Here is a 15353-nt window from a genome sequence, read left to right on the forward strand (position 1 = left end):
GGGCGAGTGCTGACCGTTCTCGTGCACGGTTCGGACGCTTCCCGGACCGCCTTTATTTTGGCCATTTTGTGTATACGAAACGTATACGATAAGATAAAAACATCGATGAAATTAGTTGTCAAGGGAGCATGTCTCATGCTGGGTGAGAAGACCATGCGCATCGACAGGACAGGTGGCGCGGCTACTGTGAGATTTCTCTTCGACGGCCGGCCGGTGCGGGCTTGCCAAGGCGAAAGCGTGGCGGTTGCGCTGTTCGCCTCAGGTACGAAGACGCTACGGGCGAGTCCGCGCAATGATGCGCCGCGCGGCATGTTCTGTTTGATGGGGTCTTGTCAGGAGTGTCTCGTCATAGTCGATGGTCGCCGCGCGCTTGCATGCCGGACGACAGTCATTGAAGGAATGCGCGTCGACAAAGTACCGGAGATCGGCCTTGACGTCTGACTTCGATGTCCTCGTGCTCGGCGGCGGCCCGGCCGGCGTGAACGCGGCGCTGGCCGCGTCGGCGGCAGGTCTTAAGGTTGCGCTGTTCGATGAGAATCCGGCGGCCGGCGGGCAGGTCTATCGGGCACCGGTCAACGCCGCTGTTCCGCCGGGTGCGGACTGGCAAGCGGGCGACGCTCTACGGCACGAACTCGCCGAAAGTAAGGTCACCACCTACTTCAATCACGTGGTCTGGGCCGTCACCGCCGACTATCGCGTCGATGCCGCGGGTCCCGCTGGCCCCGTGCATTGCACCGGTCGCGCGCTGATCGTCGCAGCGGGAACCACGGAACGTGTCGTGCCCTTCGACGGGTGGACCACGCCCGGTGTCATTGGGCTCGCCGCCGCCACGATCCTCCTCAAATCGCAAGGCATCCTGCCGGGCCGCTCGACGCTAGTCGCAGGTTGCGGGCCGTTGCTGGCGGCCGTCGCGGCGAAGACGATAGCAAGCGGTGGCAAGGTCGAAGCAATCGCCGATATCGCGAGCCTTGGCGACTGGGCCCATGCGCTCCCCGCCACGGCGTCGCGCCCCGATCTGATGCGCGAGGGTTTCCACTGGTGGCGCGAGATTTGCCACGCAGGCGTGCCGATTCATTCGCGGCACACGATAGTCAAAGTCGAGCCCGCCGGCGATCGGCTGCACGCGACGCTAGCGCCGTGCGACGCAGCGGGGCGGCCCGTCTCAGGGGAGCGCATCGGCGTGGACGCCGACTGCATCGCGGTCGGTCATGGGCTGACCCCGTCAAGCGAAATCACGCGTCTCCTGCGCGCGGAGCACCGGTACTCGCGGCAGGCGGGCGGGTGGATCGCCATCACCGACGAGGACTGCCGAACCTCGCGTCCCCGGCTCTACGTGACGGGCGACGGCGCAGGTATCGCCGGTGCAGCCGCGGCGAGCCACCACGGCACGCTCGCCGGACTCGCCTGCGCCATCGAGCTTGGCGGCGCGGACATCGCGCGGCTGCGGTCACGCCTGTCGTCCACGCGTCGGGCGCACCTCAAGGCGGCGCGCTTCGGTCGCGCGATGGCGCAATTGATGGCGCTACGAGCCGGTCACACCGACAGCATTGGGCCGCAAACCATCGTCTGTCGATGCGAGGACGTGACGCGCGCCGAGATCGATGCCGCTTGCGACGCCGGCGCGCACGACGTGAACCAGCTCAAGGCCTGGACGCGCTGCGGCATGGGACCGTGCCAGGGCCGCACGTGCGGGGACGTGGCGGCGGAACTGCTTGCGGCACGCGCATGCGGCGGCTCGCGCGAACGCGCGGGCTGTTTTTCTGCCCGCACGCCGCTGCGGCCCGTAACGGTTGAAGCGCTGACTGGAGAATTCAGCTACGACGACATCCCGATCCCGAAGGCTGCGCCGTTATGAACCAGCCGACGACGATCGCATTCGATGTCGCCGTGCTTGGCGGCGGCGTGATGGGATGCACCACCGCACTCTTTCTGGCGCGAGCCGGCATGCGAGTGGCGGTGATCGAACGCGATGCGCTGTGCCGTGGCGCGTCGGGCGTCAACGCCGGCACGCTGACGCTGCATATGACGCGTGCCGCGCTCGTTCCCTATGCGATCCGCGGGTGGACAATGTGGATGAACACCGACACGTGGCTAAGCCACGGTGTGCTCGCCACGCCGGCGCCCGGCCTTGCGCTTGCCTTCACGGAATCCGAGAAAGTGCTGCTGCAGCAACGCGCGGCGGCGAGGCGCGAGTACGGCGCGCAGATCGATCTGCTCGACCGGGATGCCGCGCTCGCCGTCGAGCCAGGCCTGAATCCCGCGATGCTGCAAGCCGCGTACTGCGCAACCGACGGTTTCGCCAGTGCCTATCTCACGGGCCGCGCCTTCCATGCGGCGTTGCGTGAAGCGGGCGTCCATGTTTTCGAGCAGACACCGGTAACGCGCATCGAGCGCGTCGCGGGGATGTATCAGGTGTACGGCCCGGACGACGCGATCCGTATCGGTGCGACGCGTCTGGTGATGGCGGGCGGCGTGTGGCTGGAGCCCCTGCTCGCGATGCTCGGCATCCGCATCCCCGTCAAGACGCTCGTCAACCAGTTGATCGTCACTGAACGCATGCCGCCCGTGATGAAGTCGGTGCTGAGCATTGCGAACGGGCTGCTATCGATGAAGCAGTTCGCCAACGGCAGTGTCCTGATAGGCGGCGGCTGGCAAGGTATCGGCGATCGCGCGCGGGGTGGCGTGGAAACAGTGCCGGACAACCTGATCGGCAATCTCCGGCTCGCGCAGCATGTGATCCCCGCGCTCGCCAAGGCGCGCGTGGCTCGCATCTGGCTCGGCCTCGAAGCCGAAACCGCTGACGCCATGCCGATGATCGGCGCGCTCCCCGGTTCCCCCGATGCGTGGGTGATCGGTTGTGCGCACTCCGGTTACACCAGCGGTCCCTACATGGGCAAGCTGCTTGCCCAGAGCATCCTCGGCGAAGAACCCGAGTTGCCCCTCTTCGATCCAGCGCGGCTCGTCGTTCATGACGATGCGCCCGCCCAACTTCATCGGGAAAAGACAGAATGATCCCTACGCATGCCGACCCATTCAACGGCGTCTACGCCTCCACGCTCTGCCCCCTCGACGCGGATGGGCGACACGTGGACGAAGTGGCGCTCGAACGGCATATCGAAGCGGTGGCGAGCGTCGACGGCATTGCCGGGCTTCTGGTGAACGGCCATGCCGGCGAGAACTTCACGCTCCCGGCGGCGGACAAGCGGCGCGTCGTGGAAATTGCGCATGCGGTCTGCGGCGATCGCTCGATCATCGTCGCCGGCGTGAATGCTGAGGACAGCTATGAGGCGCAGGCCCACGCCAATGACGCAAGACAGGCCGGCGCCGATGCCATGCTGCTGTTTCCGCCGTTCTCATGGGCGCTGTCGACCGATCTCGATACCGTTGTGACGCACCACCGGATCGCCAACGCCGAGGCCCGCCTGCCCATGATGCTTTACCAGGCCGGCGTCGCCACGGGCGGCATGGCCTACACGCCGCAGATGCTTGCCGCGCTCGTCGGCTTGCCCGAGGTCGTAGCCATCAAGGAAGGCAGTTGGGAGACTGCCGCGTACGAAGCGAACCGCCGGCTCGTCAAATCGATCGCGCCGCATGTAGCCGTGATGGCTTCCGGCGACGAACACCTGTTCACCTGTTTTGCGATCGGTACCGAAGGCAGCCTCGTCAGCCTTGCGGCCGTCGTGCCTGAACTGGTCGTGGCGCTGTATCGCGCTGTCGAACACGGCGATCTCGGCCGCGCGCAGCAGCTTCATGAGCGCATCTATCCGCTTGCGAAGGCTATCTACGGAACCGCGCCCGGCTCGTATGCCAATGCGCGCCTGAAAGCCTGCCTGCACTTGCTGGGCCACTTTCCGCATCCCTCGATGCGCCCGCCGATCTCGCCGCTTTCCCATGCGGAGCTGACGCGTCTCGAAGACGCGCTCGCCATTGCAACCGACACTCAACGGAGTGATTCATGAGCCCGACCCCAACCCTCGTCAAAGGCGGCCGCATCATTACGGCCGTTGACGACTACGTCGCCGACATCCTCGTCGAAGGCGAGCGCATCGTCAGCATCGGACTGAATCTCGACGGTGGACCGGATGCACGCGTGATCGATGCGGCAGGGCTGCTCGTGTTTCCCGGAGGCGTCGATTGCCATACGCACATGGAGAACACCTTCGGGGCCTCGGTGACCTGCGACAACTTTGCGTCGGGCACGCGTTCAGCGGCCTTCGGCGGAACGACGACGATTATCGACTTCGCATTGCAAACCGCCGGCACGAGCCCTCTCGACGCGATCTCGCGGGCGCAATCGAAGGCGGCATCGGCCGCGAGCATCGACTACGGTTTTCACGTGATCGTGACGCAGGTGGATGAGCGCGTGCTTGGCGACATGCAATACGCGATTCGTCACGAAGGTGTCTCGAGCTTCAAGATGTTCATGGCCTATCCCGGCACGGTCATGTCGGACGACGCCGCTATTTTTCAGGCGATGCGGATGGTCGGCCAGCACGGCGGCATGATCGCGTTGCATGCCGAAAACGGCACGGTCATCGACCTGCTGATTCGCGAGGCGCTCGCGCAGGGCCATACCGCGCCGCGTTATCACGCGCTGACGCGCCCTGCGATCATGGAGGGCGAAGCGACACATCGCGGCATCAAGCTCGCCGAACTCGCCGAAGCACCGGTTTATTTCGTACATCTTTCGGCGAAAGAGGCATTGAAGCATGTGATCGAAGCGCGCGACCTGGGCATTCCGGTGTTCGCGGAGACCTGTCCGCACTATCTGTTCTTCGATGAATCGGCGTACGCCGACGACAGCTTCGAACTCGCGCGTTACGTGATGAGTCCGCCATTGCGCTCGAAAGAGGCGCAGAACGCGCTCTGGACCGCGCTCAAGACCGACGATCTGCAACTGATCTCGACCGATCACTGTCCGTATTGCATGAAGGAGGGTCACCGCGGCAATGTCAACCAGAAGCCGCTTGGACGCGATGATTTTTCGAAGATCCCGAATGGCGTGCCTGGTGTCGAAACACGTATGACGGTGGTCTACGACGGTGGCGTGCGAGGCGGCCGCATCACGCTCAATCGCTTCGTCGAGTTGATGTCGACTGCGCCAGCCAGGCTTTTCGGCCTGTTCCCGAAGAAGGGAACACTCGCGATCGGCAGCGACGCCGATATCGTCCTGTTCGATCCGAACGAGCAGCACATGATCAGCGCGGACTCGCAACACGGCGATTGCGACTTCACGCTGTTCGAAGGTCGCACGGTCACGGGCCGGGTGAAAAAAGTGCTGCTACGGGGGGAGTTGCTGATCGACAACGGCGACTGGGTCGGACGGACCGGTCAGGGACAGTTTGTCGCGCGCGGCGAACTGGGCGGTCACTGGTAGAACGCCATGCCAATCTATGAGTATGCCTGCGACGCATGCGGGACGTTCGATGCCATCCGCCCGGTTTCCATGCGTGATGAGCGAATGTCGTGCCCGGAGTGCGGGCTGTTATCGCCGCGCATCGTCAGCGGTTCGACGGTGCTGCTGGCGCAGCGCGCCGGGAAAATGCCGGCGGAAGAAGGGGCCTATGGCTTCAGGCATCAAGGTGGCTGCGGTTGCTGTCACTAGAAAGCTGACTTGAACGGCGACGGGAGTAACCGGTCGCCTTTCCCGAAAGCAGATGTCCGGAGCGCTTCACGATGCGGACATTGGCATCGATCGAGCTATCGAAGCCACGTTGGCCGCCGCAGATGATTTCGCCAGCTTTAAACAGGCAACGTCCTCTTCAGGCACGGTCGTCAGCAATTAGCCAACGACCGTGCGCTACGCTTTCAGACGACGGCGCTCATGCCGTCAGGCCTTTAGACCGAAGTTCCAGTATTGGCCGGGCGAGTTTGCCCCCGTGCCACAGGCACCGGCATAAATTCGGAGATCCGGTTTCTGTCTACGGGTGGATCTGTCTGATCAGATCGAGTGCGTGACGCTGCGTCACATTGGGCGTGGTGATGATGTCGAACGTCGGCGCCTCGGGGCCAGCTCCTGGTGTGCGGCAGGTGTTGCGCACAATGCTGCCCAGCTCGGCCATCAGCGTGGAGAAGCTGTGGACGGGCGAGCCATCCGCCACGGTGCGACTCACCACCTTCTCCTGCGCCTGCTGCGAGCGCTGCGCCGGCGCCACCGGGTCGCGCGTGGCCTTGGCCGCCAGGTCGGTGTCGGCGAACATCAGTTCGCGCCAGGCTTCGAGCATGTGCCATTCCACGTAGTAGGCGAGCATGCACAGCAGAATGTGCGCGCGCACCCGAGCAGCCGTGCGATGGTGGATTGGGCGCACCTTCAGGTCCACCGTCTTGAGGCTGCGGAAGGCCCGCTCGACGTTGGCCAGCGCCTTGTAGTTGCGCACGCACTCGGCCGCCTCCATGCGCGTGGCCTCGACCGAAGTACGGATGATGTAGATGCCGTCCAGCGCGGCCTCCGCGGCGATCGCCTCGTGCTTGCGCGTAAACGAGAAGCTCCCGTCGCTGATCTGCAGTTCAAAGTGTTTGGCCACCTTGTACTGGTTGACCACCTTGCCCACGCGCAGCCCAATCGCATCGGCGCCCTTGAGTCTGCCCGCTTCCACGCGTTCCTTGATCTGCTGCAGGTTCTTTTCGGTAGCAGCGAGCAGGTCCTGCCGCTTGTGCGCTCGCAGCGTCGCGAGCTGCGGATTGCGACACGCCACCAGCCGCTCGCCGGGATACTCCGGCGAGGCGATCTCCATGAGGTTGTGCTCATCGAACAGCCCCAGCTGCAGTTGGCCCTGCTCGACCAGTGCGCGGATCGATGCACTCTTCAAGGCCGTGATCCAGTCGATGCCCTGCGTCTCGCGCAGCTCGTCGATGGCCTTGCTGGAGATCATGCCGCGATCGCCGACCATCACCAGCTGCCCGACGCCGAAGCTCTCGCGCAGGCGCTGCACCTCGGGCAGGAAGGTGCTGCTGTCGGCCACGTTGCCTTCATACACCGACACCGCCACCGGGCAGCCCCGCGCATCGGTGAGCAGTCCGTAATTGACCTGCAGCAGTCCCTTCTTGCCGTCGCGGTTGTGGCCCAGCCGGGCCAGCGGGCAGGTGGTGCCCTCGAAGTAGCTCGAACTCAGGTCGTACAGCACCAGGCCGCCGGCGCTCAAATGCCGCGCGGCGAGCTTCTTCTGGATCGCGTCCTGGCGCGCGAGCAGCCAGTCCATCGCCGCGTACAGATCGTCCTCGTTCGCGTCGGCCACGCCGAAGTCCGTCGCCAGCGTGGTGGTGTGCCACCAGCGCGTGGTGGCCAGCTTTGTGTGCGGCGCCACGATGCGCGCGGCCACCATCGCCAGCACCCGTTCGCGCTCAGGTGAGGGCTTGCTGCCCAGCAGCGACGCGAAGTCCAGGCGCTGCATCGCCAACTCAACGGCCTGCACATGGCCGTGAGCGAGGGAGCCGGTGACTTCGAACGCCTGGCCCAGCGGGACGAACGTCTCGCCCTGCAGCGAGCGCCGAATGATCTCGATCAGCGGCTCGGGCAGATGCGAGAGGTTGCCCAGCGTCTCGTTCTTGACCTTGCCGTCCTCGCGGTAGCTACGTCGCAGCAGGTGCGTGCGGTACACCGTGCCCTTGTAAGTGCGCGTTGTGGTGACGACGTGAGCGGTTCCAGTCCTGCTTGCCATAGAACAAATATAGGTAATATTGCGTAGATTTCAAGAAATTTTAGTGACTACCTTTTGTAATCCACAGGAAGGGCTTCGAAAGCGCGGATGCCTTGAAACACGGGGGCTTGCACCCGCTTGGTGGCTTGGGTGGATGGGGGAACTTCGGTTTAGAACGTCTGCCGGATACCGTGTTGCGACAGAAACAGGAGCGTAGCGGTGACTTGCGAGCGTTCCGCCGACGAACGCACCCTCAGTCGTCCGCCAATTGGCGAGACACTTTGCGTACTTCGCGTCGCCTGCCGTGTTCGGCAATTTTCCGGGGATCCCCCCGTGGGTAGGTTTGCCGTGAACAAACCAGTCTGTTATTTCGTCTCACTCCCGGTCGTTGCGCTACTGTTGACAAGCTTCAGCGCGAGCGCTGCCACAGCGCAAGGAGCGGCCGCGCCTCCTGCAACAGATGAAGTAAAAGTGCTGGTGGACAACGACAAGGTGGTCGTCACGGAAGAGAAACTCAGGCGAGGCGCCGAAAGCGCAAGCAAAGCACGCCCTTACCGTGTCGTGCGCGCACTGGAGGGCGGGGCAAGCCGACCGTCGCAGCTGGGAGGTCGCATAACACAGGAACCGCTGGTCACGGAGAGCTATAGGATGGCGGTCGCCGGTCGTGTCGTGTTTTTTCGAATTCCGCGAGCGTGACTTGAGGGTGTGATCTGTTCCGGGATTTACCCTAGTGTTGCCGTCGGCTATCAAGATTTGCAGGCAGATTTCGCCAGAAAAAAGACTAAGTATCGTACTCCACGCACCACAATGCAGAACGGAAATTTCCATTCTAAGTAATTGTTTTTTATGTGAAAAGCGCGCCGACTCGGCGTCCGGATGTAGGTTGCGAGCTCAAACTTAAGTGAACAAAGTTCAAAGTTAAGTGAATCTTGTGGGGAAGCACCCAGAACGAGCATTGATACGCAAGAACGAAATTCGTGTGAATCCTTGCCAGACGGCCCGCCAGCGGTTGCTGATGCTCAGATGAAAATGGCAAAACGAACGAACAACCGGCACTTCACGCAAAAAAACCGAGCAGGCCTGAAGCGAGCAGCCAACCGACATCGCTGCTGGTTTGCACCCGCGTCAATCGGTACGTCAAAGGTGGAGCAACAAGGAAATGGTTGTGGAGATAGATGCCGTCAGCGAGCCAACTTTGCTCGGTGTTCTTCGATGACGTCGTCGGCGATCAAGCGGATCTTATCGCGCACGCGGGTGTTTGCCGGAAAAAACGGCGCTGCCGTGCCGCTGTAGCGTCTCGAATACAAGGTTGGCAAGGTCGCTCCCCGAGAGGCTCCCGAGTCGTCCCGCATATCTACAAATCGCGTCGAACGCCTCTTCAAACTCGTCGCTTTTCTCCACTGCTGTTCGAACGAGCGCTTCCGCCTGCGCCTTGCCGATGGAAAGCGCACCAGATTGAGAGGCACTCTGTACCTCATCCAGCGCAAATAGATAGAAAAGGTTCTCAAGAGCTTGCACACTGGCTCCCGCAGGGCTGATGTCACCGCCAAAAAGCCTTGCCGCAACTTTCGCCGCGAGAGCGGGCAGCTTTTCGATTCTATCGCCTTCCAGGACGTAGGGCAGATCAATCCCTAAAGAAGCCGCCGCTTCGTAATACGCTACGTCGGGCTCTCGCTCTCCTGCCTCGTAATTAACTTGCGTTCGGCGATGGACGCCTACCCTTTCTGCGAACGCCTCCTGCGAAAGCTTGAGACGCATTCTTTCTTCGCGAAGCCTCGCGCCCGACTCCTTACGCAGTTTCGCCCATATCGATTCTCGGGTGCCCTTGGACGAGCTCTGATCCGCGCTGCTTGACATGTGTATGAATCGTATCCTATATTTGTGCTCGTAACGAGCACATTGCCGGGCCGGTAATTCAATCGAACGATTCTACCGCCGCTCGTCATGAGCCCGTCGAGGAAAGACTATCCCGCGTGTACTTAGTGTCAGTTCGGAAGGCGGCTACAGACCGCCATTGTAAGTCAGGAGTGCATACGGTAATCGGTGGTCGCGTGGCGTGCCGCTTTGGCAGATCGGATCAAAATGGGGCAGTGCGGGTTGAGGGGAGGGAGTTAAGTGGTCGCGAGCGCAACAGCTGCCAGCTCGACGGTGTTGCACAGACCGGAACCCGAAATTCGTCTGCAACGCTCCCCGAAGACGCAGATAGATGAGGATTCTCCGTGAGTAACGACGCCTGGATAACGACTCAAGAAGCTGTTGCGCTTCTTGGTGTCAACAAGAGCACGATTAAGCGCCGCATTGACGCGCGCCTATATGTCGCACACACGATTCCGGGAAATGGTGGGGCGCAATATCGAATTCGGCTCGATAGCCTTCCTCCTGACGTCCAAGCGCAATACTACGCTGCACGCTTTAGGCTTGACGGCGGCCATTCGCCTGACAGTGAGAGGCGTGAGCCGGGTGAGACAGACAATGAGTTGTGGCGGCGATTCGAGGATGCTTCCGACAAGCTCAAGACTCGTGCTGAGCGTAATCTTGTCGCGGTGCTGTCGTGGTTTGATGCAGTTCAGGCGGGCGTGAGTCGGATGACCGCTTATGCGGAAATTCAGCGTGATCATGGGATCGGCCGTATGGCGTTAAATCGCTGGCTGAAATCGGTTCAGGGGCATCCACGCGAACACTGGCTTGCCCTGCTGTGTCCAGACTATCGAATCGACAACGCGAAGAAGGCTGAATGGACACCGGGCGCATGGGAGTTCTACCTGTCGGCAGCGATGACGCCGGGCGCAAAAGTTCGCTCGGCGTGGGCGCGAACTCGGGATAAAGGCGATCCGCTGGGCTGGTCGATTCCGTCCTACGACACGGCAAAACGCGATTTCCTTCGTTTGCGGGAAGACGTCCGCACTTTGCTTAAGAGCGGCGGGACCGCACTGAAAGCCCTGTCGCCCACACAGCGCCGCGACTACACGTCGCTTAGCCTGCACGAATTGTGGTGTCTCGACGGCAGAAAAATTGACCTGATGGTCCGTGATGACGACGGTAGTCTCGGCGTGAAGGGGCGCGTGCTGCGTCCATACGTCCTCGGCATCCAGGAAGTTCGCACACGCGTCATTCTCGGCTATGCGATCTCTGCGTCGCTCGATGCCGATGTCGTTCGACAAGCGTTTCTCAGCGCGATGACACGAACGAATCGGGTAATCCCACGCGGCGTTTTAATGGACAACGGCATGGAAAACGCGGCGAAAGAGATTTCCGGTGGTGCGCCGTGGCGTCGTCGTGGCAAGGTCAAAGAGGACGAGATTATTGGTCTGTTCCCGATGCTCGGTGTGCAGATTACATGGGCGATGACGGCGCATGGCCAGTCGAAACCGATCGAACGCGCCTCCGGCACAATCAAGGAGCGGACTGAGCCGCGTCCGGAGTTCCAGGGCGCATATTGCGGCCACAAGCCTGAAGCTCGGCCCGAAGAATGGGATGCGAAGGAGGCTGTCCCGCTGTCGATGTTCCGCAAGGTGCTTGCCGAAGAGGTGAACGCGTATCATCGCGCGCCGCACCGGGGACAGGGGATGGAAAAGCGCAGTCCCATGCAGGTTTATGGCGATCTGAACCGCGAGGGGAACATCGCGGCGCGGCGGCTCTCCGGTCTGGATGATCGGCGCTTTGCGTCACTACTGCGCTAGATCCTGAAGCTTGATGACCTGCCGCTCTTGTCGTGGCCGAATGTGCGGCAGATAAACGTGCCGTCGCGCCGGCTGGCATAGAAGGCGGCAGAAATGAAAAACGAACCCGCGGGGAAGCACTTGAAAATGGTGGGGTGCGATATGGACCATAGACGTGAGCAGGTAATCGGTGACTCTGTTCCCGACGAGGCATCCGGACAACTCGACGATGAACTGGACCGGCAGTGTGACCGGGAATGGGACATGTGCCAGGCTGTAGCGGCACTCAAGGCGATTTCGGGACTCTGTAGTACCAGCAGCAGGGCGGCGCAGGATGAGACGCTGGACTGGGTCGGGCGCCACGACATGGCGGCACTTCTTGCCTTGATATCGGACCGGCTTGAGCGTTCGATGTCCCCTGCGCGCTAGGCCGTTGTCGTTGTGCGTGGATGAAACGTACCCTAGCCAGCCGATCCACCTCGTGCCCGACCGGGCAGCCAGCTCTACGATTGGGCATCCAGGATAGGCTGGAAACAGCGCTTTCGCCCAAGATGGATAGGTGTATACCCGAATTTCATGCCGTTTTCCGGCCGTCTTCCGATGCTGCGAAGCCTTCTGCCAGCTTTTTCCGCGCCAGATTGCCCAGTTTTTCTGCGTACCGACAGAATCTCGACATCAATGTCCACATCCCTTCTTGAATTTGTCACCACCCGTCCATATAATTAGCACTCGCTGCACGAGAGTGCTAACAATATTGCCAGTTGGCTCAGTCAGCTGGGTTTTCTCAGCGTTCTTCAGTCTCAATCAAGAGAGGAGTATGTATGAACCTTCGTCCTTTGCATGATCGCGTGATCGTCAAACGTCTGGATCAAGAAACCAAGACTGCGTCGGGCATCGTGATCCCCGAAGCCGCAGCGGAAAAGCCGGATCAAGGCGAAATCCTGGCAGTCGGCCCGGGCAAGCGTGACGACAAGGGTGCACAAATCGCACTCGACGTGAAGGTTGGTGACCGCGTCCTGTTCGGCAAGTACGCAGGCCAGACCGTTAAGGTCGACGGCAACGAACTGCTCGTGATGCGCGAAGAAGACATCATGGCCGTGGTGCAGAAGTAAGCGCTGGTCGCTACTTTTCCAGGTCATATCCCAGAGAATTAAAGGAGTTAGAAGATGGCAGCTAAAGACGTCGTATTCGGTGATTCCGCCCGTGCCAAGATGGTAGAAGGCGTGAACATCCTCGCGAACGCTGTGAAGGTCACGCTGGGCCCGAAGGGTCGCAACGTTGTCCTGGAACGCAGCTTCGGCGGCCCGACGGTCACGAAGGATGGTGTTTCGGTCGCGAAAGAGATCGAACTGAAAGACAAGCTCCAGAACATGGGCGCGCAAATGGTCAAGGAAGTTGCTTCCAAGACCAGCGACAACGCAGGTGACGGCACCACGACCGCAACGGTTCTGGCTCAGTCGATCGTCCGCGAAGGCATGAAGTACGTTGCATCGGGCATGAACCCGATGGACCTGAAGCGCGGTATCGACAAGGCTGTGACGGCCGCGATCGAAGAACTGCGCAAGATCAGCAAGCCGTGCACGACCAACAAGGAAATCGCTCAAGTTGGCGCGATTTCGGCAAACAGCGATTCGTCGATCGGCGACCGTATCGCTGAAGCGATGGACAAGGTCGGCAAGGAAGGCGTGATCACGGTTGAAGACGGCAAGTCGCTGCAAGACGAGCTGGACGTGGTTGAAGGTATGCAATTCGACCGCGGCTACCTGTCGCCGTACTTCATCAACAACCCGGACAAGCAAGTTGCTGTGCTCGAAAACCCGTTCGTGCTGCTGCACGACAAGAAGGTTTCGAACATTCGTGACCTCCTCCCGGTCCTGGAACAAGTCGCCAAGGCTGGCCGTCCGCTGCTGATCATCGCAGAAGACGTCGAAGGCGAAGCGCTGGCTACGCTGGTTGTGAACAACATCCGCGGCATCCTGAAGACGGTTGCTGTCAAGGCTCCGGGCTTCGGCGATCGTCGTAAGGCCATGCTGGAAGACATCGCGATCCTGACCGGCGGTCAAGTTATCGCTGAAGAAACCGGCCTGACGCTCGAAAAGGCAACGCTGGTCGAACTGGGTCAAGCGAAGCGTATCGAAGTGGGCAAGGAAAACACGACGATCATCGACGGCGCTGGCGAAGCAGCAACGATCGAAGCGCGCGTGAAGCAAGTGCGCACGCAGATCGAAGAAGCAACGTCGGACTACGACCGTGAAAAGCTGCAAGAACGCGTTGCCAAGCTGGCAGGCGGCGTTGCAGTGATCAAGGTTGGCGCTGCGACCGAAGTCGAAATGAAGGAAAAGAAGGCACGTGTCGAAGACGCACTGCACGCAACGCGCGCAGCTGTGGAAGAAGGCATCGTGGCTGGCGGCGGCGTCGCTCTGATCCGTGCACGTACGGCAATCGCTGGTCTGAAGGGCGCTAACGCCGATCAGGACGCAGGTATCAAGATCGTGCTGCGCGCGATGGAAGAGCCGCTGCGCCAGATCGTCACGAACGGCGGCGAAGAAGCCAGCGTCGTGGTGGCAGCTGTTGCAGCTGGCACGGGCAACTACGGCTACAACGCAGCAACCGGCGAGTACGTCGACCTGGTTGACGCAGGTGTCGTGGACCCGACGAAGGTGACGCGCACGGCGCTGCAAAACGCAGCTTCGGTTGCGGGTCTCCTGTTGACCACCGACGCAGCTGTTTGCGAACTGCCGAAGGAAGATGCTCCCATGGGCGGCGGTATGCCCGGCGGCATGGGCGGCATGGGCATGGACATGTAATTTCGATTGGGCCTCTCTTGTTAGAGGCTCAGTTCGAAACACATGGGAAAGTGCGCTGCGAGGCGTGCTTTCCAAAAGAAAAAACCCGCAGAAATGCGGGTTTTTTTATGGGCGCTGTTTGGCCGAAGCACAAGCCAAAGCGGAAGCGCTTGCTGGGCGCCTACCGCTTATACAGCAGACGCTTTGCCTCGAATACTCAATGCCGCGCCTCACCCGGCGCCGCGTCCTTGCCGGCTGCGGGCGGCGTGTCGTCATCGCTGCTGCGGGCCCAGAAGAAACGGTCCGGCATATACACACCCATTCCCGGGCGGAATGCGTTGCGCACCGCCTGATACAAATACTCTTGCGCCTCGCGCACCGCTTCCGCGGGTTCCTGGCCGTTGGCCAGCAAGGCAGCAATCGCGGAACCGAGCGTATCCGTAATGCCCATGATCCGATGGCTGCCGCGGTCCCACATATCCTGGCGCAACTGGCCGTCTTCGCTGAACAGCGTATTGACCAGCCGGTGCGTGCCGGTTTCCGTCGACAAAATGTACTCGCAGCCTTGCGACAGCAGATGCGAGATCGCTGCGTCGAGGCTCGGCGCTTCGGCGTCGCCATCTGGCTGGGCGAGGGCGAGCAGCGTGGCCGAATCGGCGACCAGCAAAGTGGTTTGTGGCGCCAGCAGGTCGGCGATCGCTTCGCGCAGTTCGTCGGCGGCGAGCACGTGTTCGTCGTCGAGCGTGAAATCGGGGGCGAGGATCAGCGGGATGTCGTCGTAATCGGCGACCACCTCGGCAATCGCGCTCACCACTTCCGCGCGTGTGCACGCGCCGACCTTGAACGCGGCGATCGGCATGTCTTCGAGCAGCATCCGGGCCTGAGTCGCGACCACTTCAGGGTCGAGCCCGGTGACTTCGTCGCAGCTTGCCGAGTCGCGCACGGTATAGCCGGTGAGCACGGAGACGCCATGGCAACCCATGCTGGCAAGGGTCATCAGGTCGGCCTGCAGGCCGGAGCCGCCGGTGGGATCGGAAAGGCCGAAGGTGAGGACGATCGGAGGCGTATCGCTGGGCATGAAAATTTGCAAAAAGGAGCTGTATTTAGGCGCAGACGGTGCGCAATCGGCTCAATTATGCGGCCTAAACTGTTGTGAAGGCGTTTTTTCGCATTCTTCGGCAAACCAACGCGGCCTGCATCGCCAAAGGCCGCCGCGCGCAAGGATTGCGCGTTTCTGATTGCTAGGCATTGGGGCGGCAACACGGTACCAT

13 protein-coding genes are annotated in these 15353 nt (G+C 61.5%); 10 read left to right on the forward strand and 3 right to left on the reverse strand.

Annotation, left to right across the window (positions count from 1 at the left end; genetic code table 11):
• Window positions 1–6: 6 nt before the first annotated feature.
• Genes B0G76_RS38460 through B0G76_RS38485 form a run of 6 tightly spaced genes read left to right on the forward strand, consistent with a single transcriptional unit; the run spans window position 7 to window position 5605 of the window.
• Entirely contained in the window at window positions 7–441 is a 435-nt protein-coding gene (locus B0G76_RS38460) for a (2Fe-2S)-binding protein (RefSeq protein WP_259460951.1), read from the forward strand.
• Window positions 431–1855, forward strand: coding sequence for an NAD(P)/FAD-dependent oxidoreductase (locus tag B0G76_RS38465; RefSeq protein WP_259460952.1), 1425 nt, complete (start codon window positions 431–433; stop codon window positions 1853–1855). Before B0G76_RS38460 ends, B0G76_RS38465 begins: the two co-directional genes overlap by 11 nt.
• Window positions 1852–3012: an FAD-binding oxidoreductase gene (locus tag B0G76_RS38470; RefSeq protein WP_120297878.1), complete on the forward strand. Its 1161-nt coding sequence runs from the start codon at window positions 1852–1854 to the stop codon at window positions 3010–3012. Before B0G76_RS38465 ends, B0G76_RS38470 begins: the two co-directional genes overlap by 4 nt.
• Complete coding sequence (locus B0G76_RS38475; RefSeq protein ID WP_120297879.1) at window positions 3009–3959, forward strand: dihydrodipicolinate synthase family protein; 951 nt, start codon at window positions 3009–3011, stop codon at window positions 3957–3959. Before B0G76_RS38470 ends, B0G76_RS38475 begins: the two co-directional genes overlap by 4 nt.
• Window positions 3956–5377 carry a dihydropyrimidinase gene (gene hydA, locus B0G76_RS38480; RefSeq protein ID WP_120297880.1) on the forward strand — a complete coding sequence of 474 codons (1422 nt, stop codon included), beginning with the start codon at window positions 3956–3958 and terminating at the stop codon, window positions 5375–5377. The genes B0G76_RS38475 and hydA overlap by 4 nt, the downstream gene beginning before the upstream one ends.
• A gap of 6 nt (window positions 5378–5383) precedes the next feature.
• Window positions 5384–5605: a zinc ribbon domain-containing protein gene (locus tag B0G76_RS38485; RefSeq protein ID WP_120297881.1), complete on the forward strand. Its 222-nt coding sequence runs from the start codon at window positions 5384–5386 to the stop codon at window positions 5603–5605.
• Window positions 5606–5921: 316 nt separating this feature from the next.
• Here B0G76_RS38485 and B0G76_RS38490 read toward each other — a convergent pair whose 3' ends face one another.
• Both B0G76_RS38490 and B0G76_RS38495 read right to left on the reverse strand, forming a co-directional pair.
• Entirely contained in the window at window positions 5922–7658 is a 1737-nt protein-coding gene (locus tag B0G76_RS38490; RefSeq protein WP_120290289.1) for an IS1634 family transposase, read from the reverse strand.
• A 1218-nt stretch (window positions 7659–8876) separates the two neighbouring features.
• Window positions 8877–9446 carry a helix-turn-helix transcriptional regulator gene (locus tag B0G76_RS38495; protein ID WP_310793976.1) on the reverse strand — a complete coding sequence of 190 codons (570 nt, stop codon included), beginning with the start codon at window positions 9444–9446 and terminating at the stop codon, window positions 8877–8879.
• Window positions 9447–9856: 410 nt separating this feature from the next.
• Between B0G76_RS38495 and B0G76_RS38500 the strand changes: the two genes are divergently transcribed.
• From B0G76_RS38500 to groL, 4 genes are all read left to right on the forward strand, one after another.
• Window positions 9857–11317: a transposase domain-containing protein gene (locus B0G76_RS38500; protein ID WP_147394146.1), complete on the forward strand. Its 1461-nt coding sequence runs from the start codon at window positions 9857–9859 to the stop codon at window positions 11315–11317.
• 93 nt (window positions 11318–11410) lie between these two features.
• Window positions 11411–11725: a hypothetical protein gene (locus B0G76_RS38505; RefSeq protein WP_120297884.1), complete on the forward strand. Its 315-nt coding sequence runs from the start codon at window positions 11411–11413 to the stop codon at window positions 11723–11725.
• A gap of 392 nt (window positions 11726–12117) precedes the next feature.
• Window positions 12118–12408, forward strand: coding sequence for a co-chaperone GroES (gene groES / locus B0G76_RS38510; RefSeq protein ID WP_007178996.1), 291 nt, complete (start codon window positions 12118–12120; stop codon window positions 12406–12408).
• 54 nt (window positions 12409–12462) lie between these two features.
• A complete protein-coding gene (gene groL / locus B0G76_RS38515; protein WP_120297885.1) occupies window positions 12463–14103 on the forward strand; it encodes a chaperonin GroEL in 1641 nt (546 codons plus the stop codon).
• 196 nt (window positions 14104–14299) lie between these two features.
• On the opposite strand, the gene B0G76_RS38520 is transcribed toward groL, so the two are convergent.
• Window positions 14300–15160 carry a hydroxymethylpyrimidine/phosphomethylpyrimidine kinase gene (locus B0G76_RS38520; protein WP_120297886.1) on the reverse strand — a complete coding sequence of 287 codons (861 nt, stop codon included), beginning with the start codon at window positions 15158–15160 and terminating at the stop codon, window positions 14300–14302.
• Window positions 15161–15353: the final 193 nt, after the last annotated feature.

The sequence above is a fragment of the Paraburkholderia sp. BL23I1N1 genome (assembly GCF_003610295.1).
In the GTDB taxonomy this organism is placed as follows: domain Bacteria; phylum Pseudomonadota; class Gammaproteobacteria; order Burkholderiales; family Burkholderiaceae; genus Paraburkholderia.

What these genes read in the sequence shown, in the direction of transcription:
- B0G76_RS38470 (WP_120297878.1), top strand. Translation starts at nt 1,852, where the DNA reads ATGAACCAGCCGACGACGATCGCATTCGATGTCGCCGTGCTTGGCGGC.
- B0G76_RS38475 (WP_120297879.1), top strand. Translation starts at nt 3,009, where the DNA reads ATGATCCCTACGCATGCCGACCCATTCAACGGCGTCTACGCCTCCACG.
- hydA (WP_120297880.1), top strand. Translation starts at nt 3,956, where the DNA reads ATGAGCCCGACCCCAACCCTCGTCAAAGGCGGCCGCATCATTACGGCC.
- B0G76_RS38485 (WP_120297881.1), top strand. Translation starts at nt 5,384, where the DNA reads ATGCCAATCTATGAGTATGCCTGCGACGCATGCGGGACGTTCGATGCC.
- B0G76_RS38490 (WP_120290289.1), bottom strand. Translation starts at nt 7,658, where the DNA reads ATGGCAAGCAGGACTGGAACCGCTCACGTCGTCACCACAACGCGCACT.
- B0G76_RS38505 (WP_120297884.1), top strand. Translation starts at nt 11,411, where the DNA reads ATGAAAAACGAACCCGCGGGGAAGCACTTGAAAATGGTGGGGTGCGAT.
- groES (WP_007178996.1), top strand. Translation starts at nt 12,118, where the DNA reads ATGAACCTTCGTCCTTTGCATGATCGCGTGATCGTCAAACGTCTGGAT.
- groL (WP_120297885.1), top strand. Translation starts at nt 12,463, where the DNA reads ATGGCAGCTAAAGACGTCGTATTCGGTGATTCCGCCCGTGCCAAGATG.
- B0G76_RS38520 (WP_120297886.1), bottom strand. Translation starts at nt 15,160, where the DNA reads ATGCCCAGCGATACGCCTCCGATCGTCCTCACCTTCGGCCTTTCCGAT.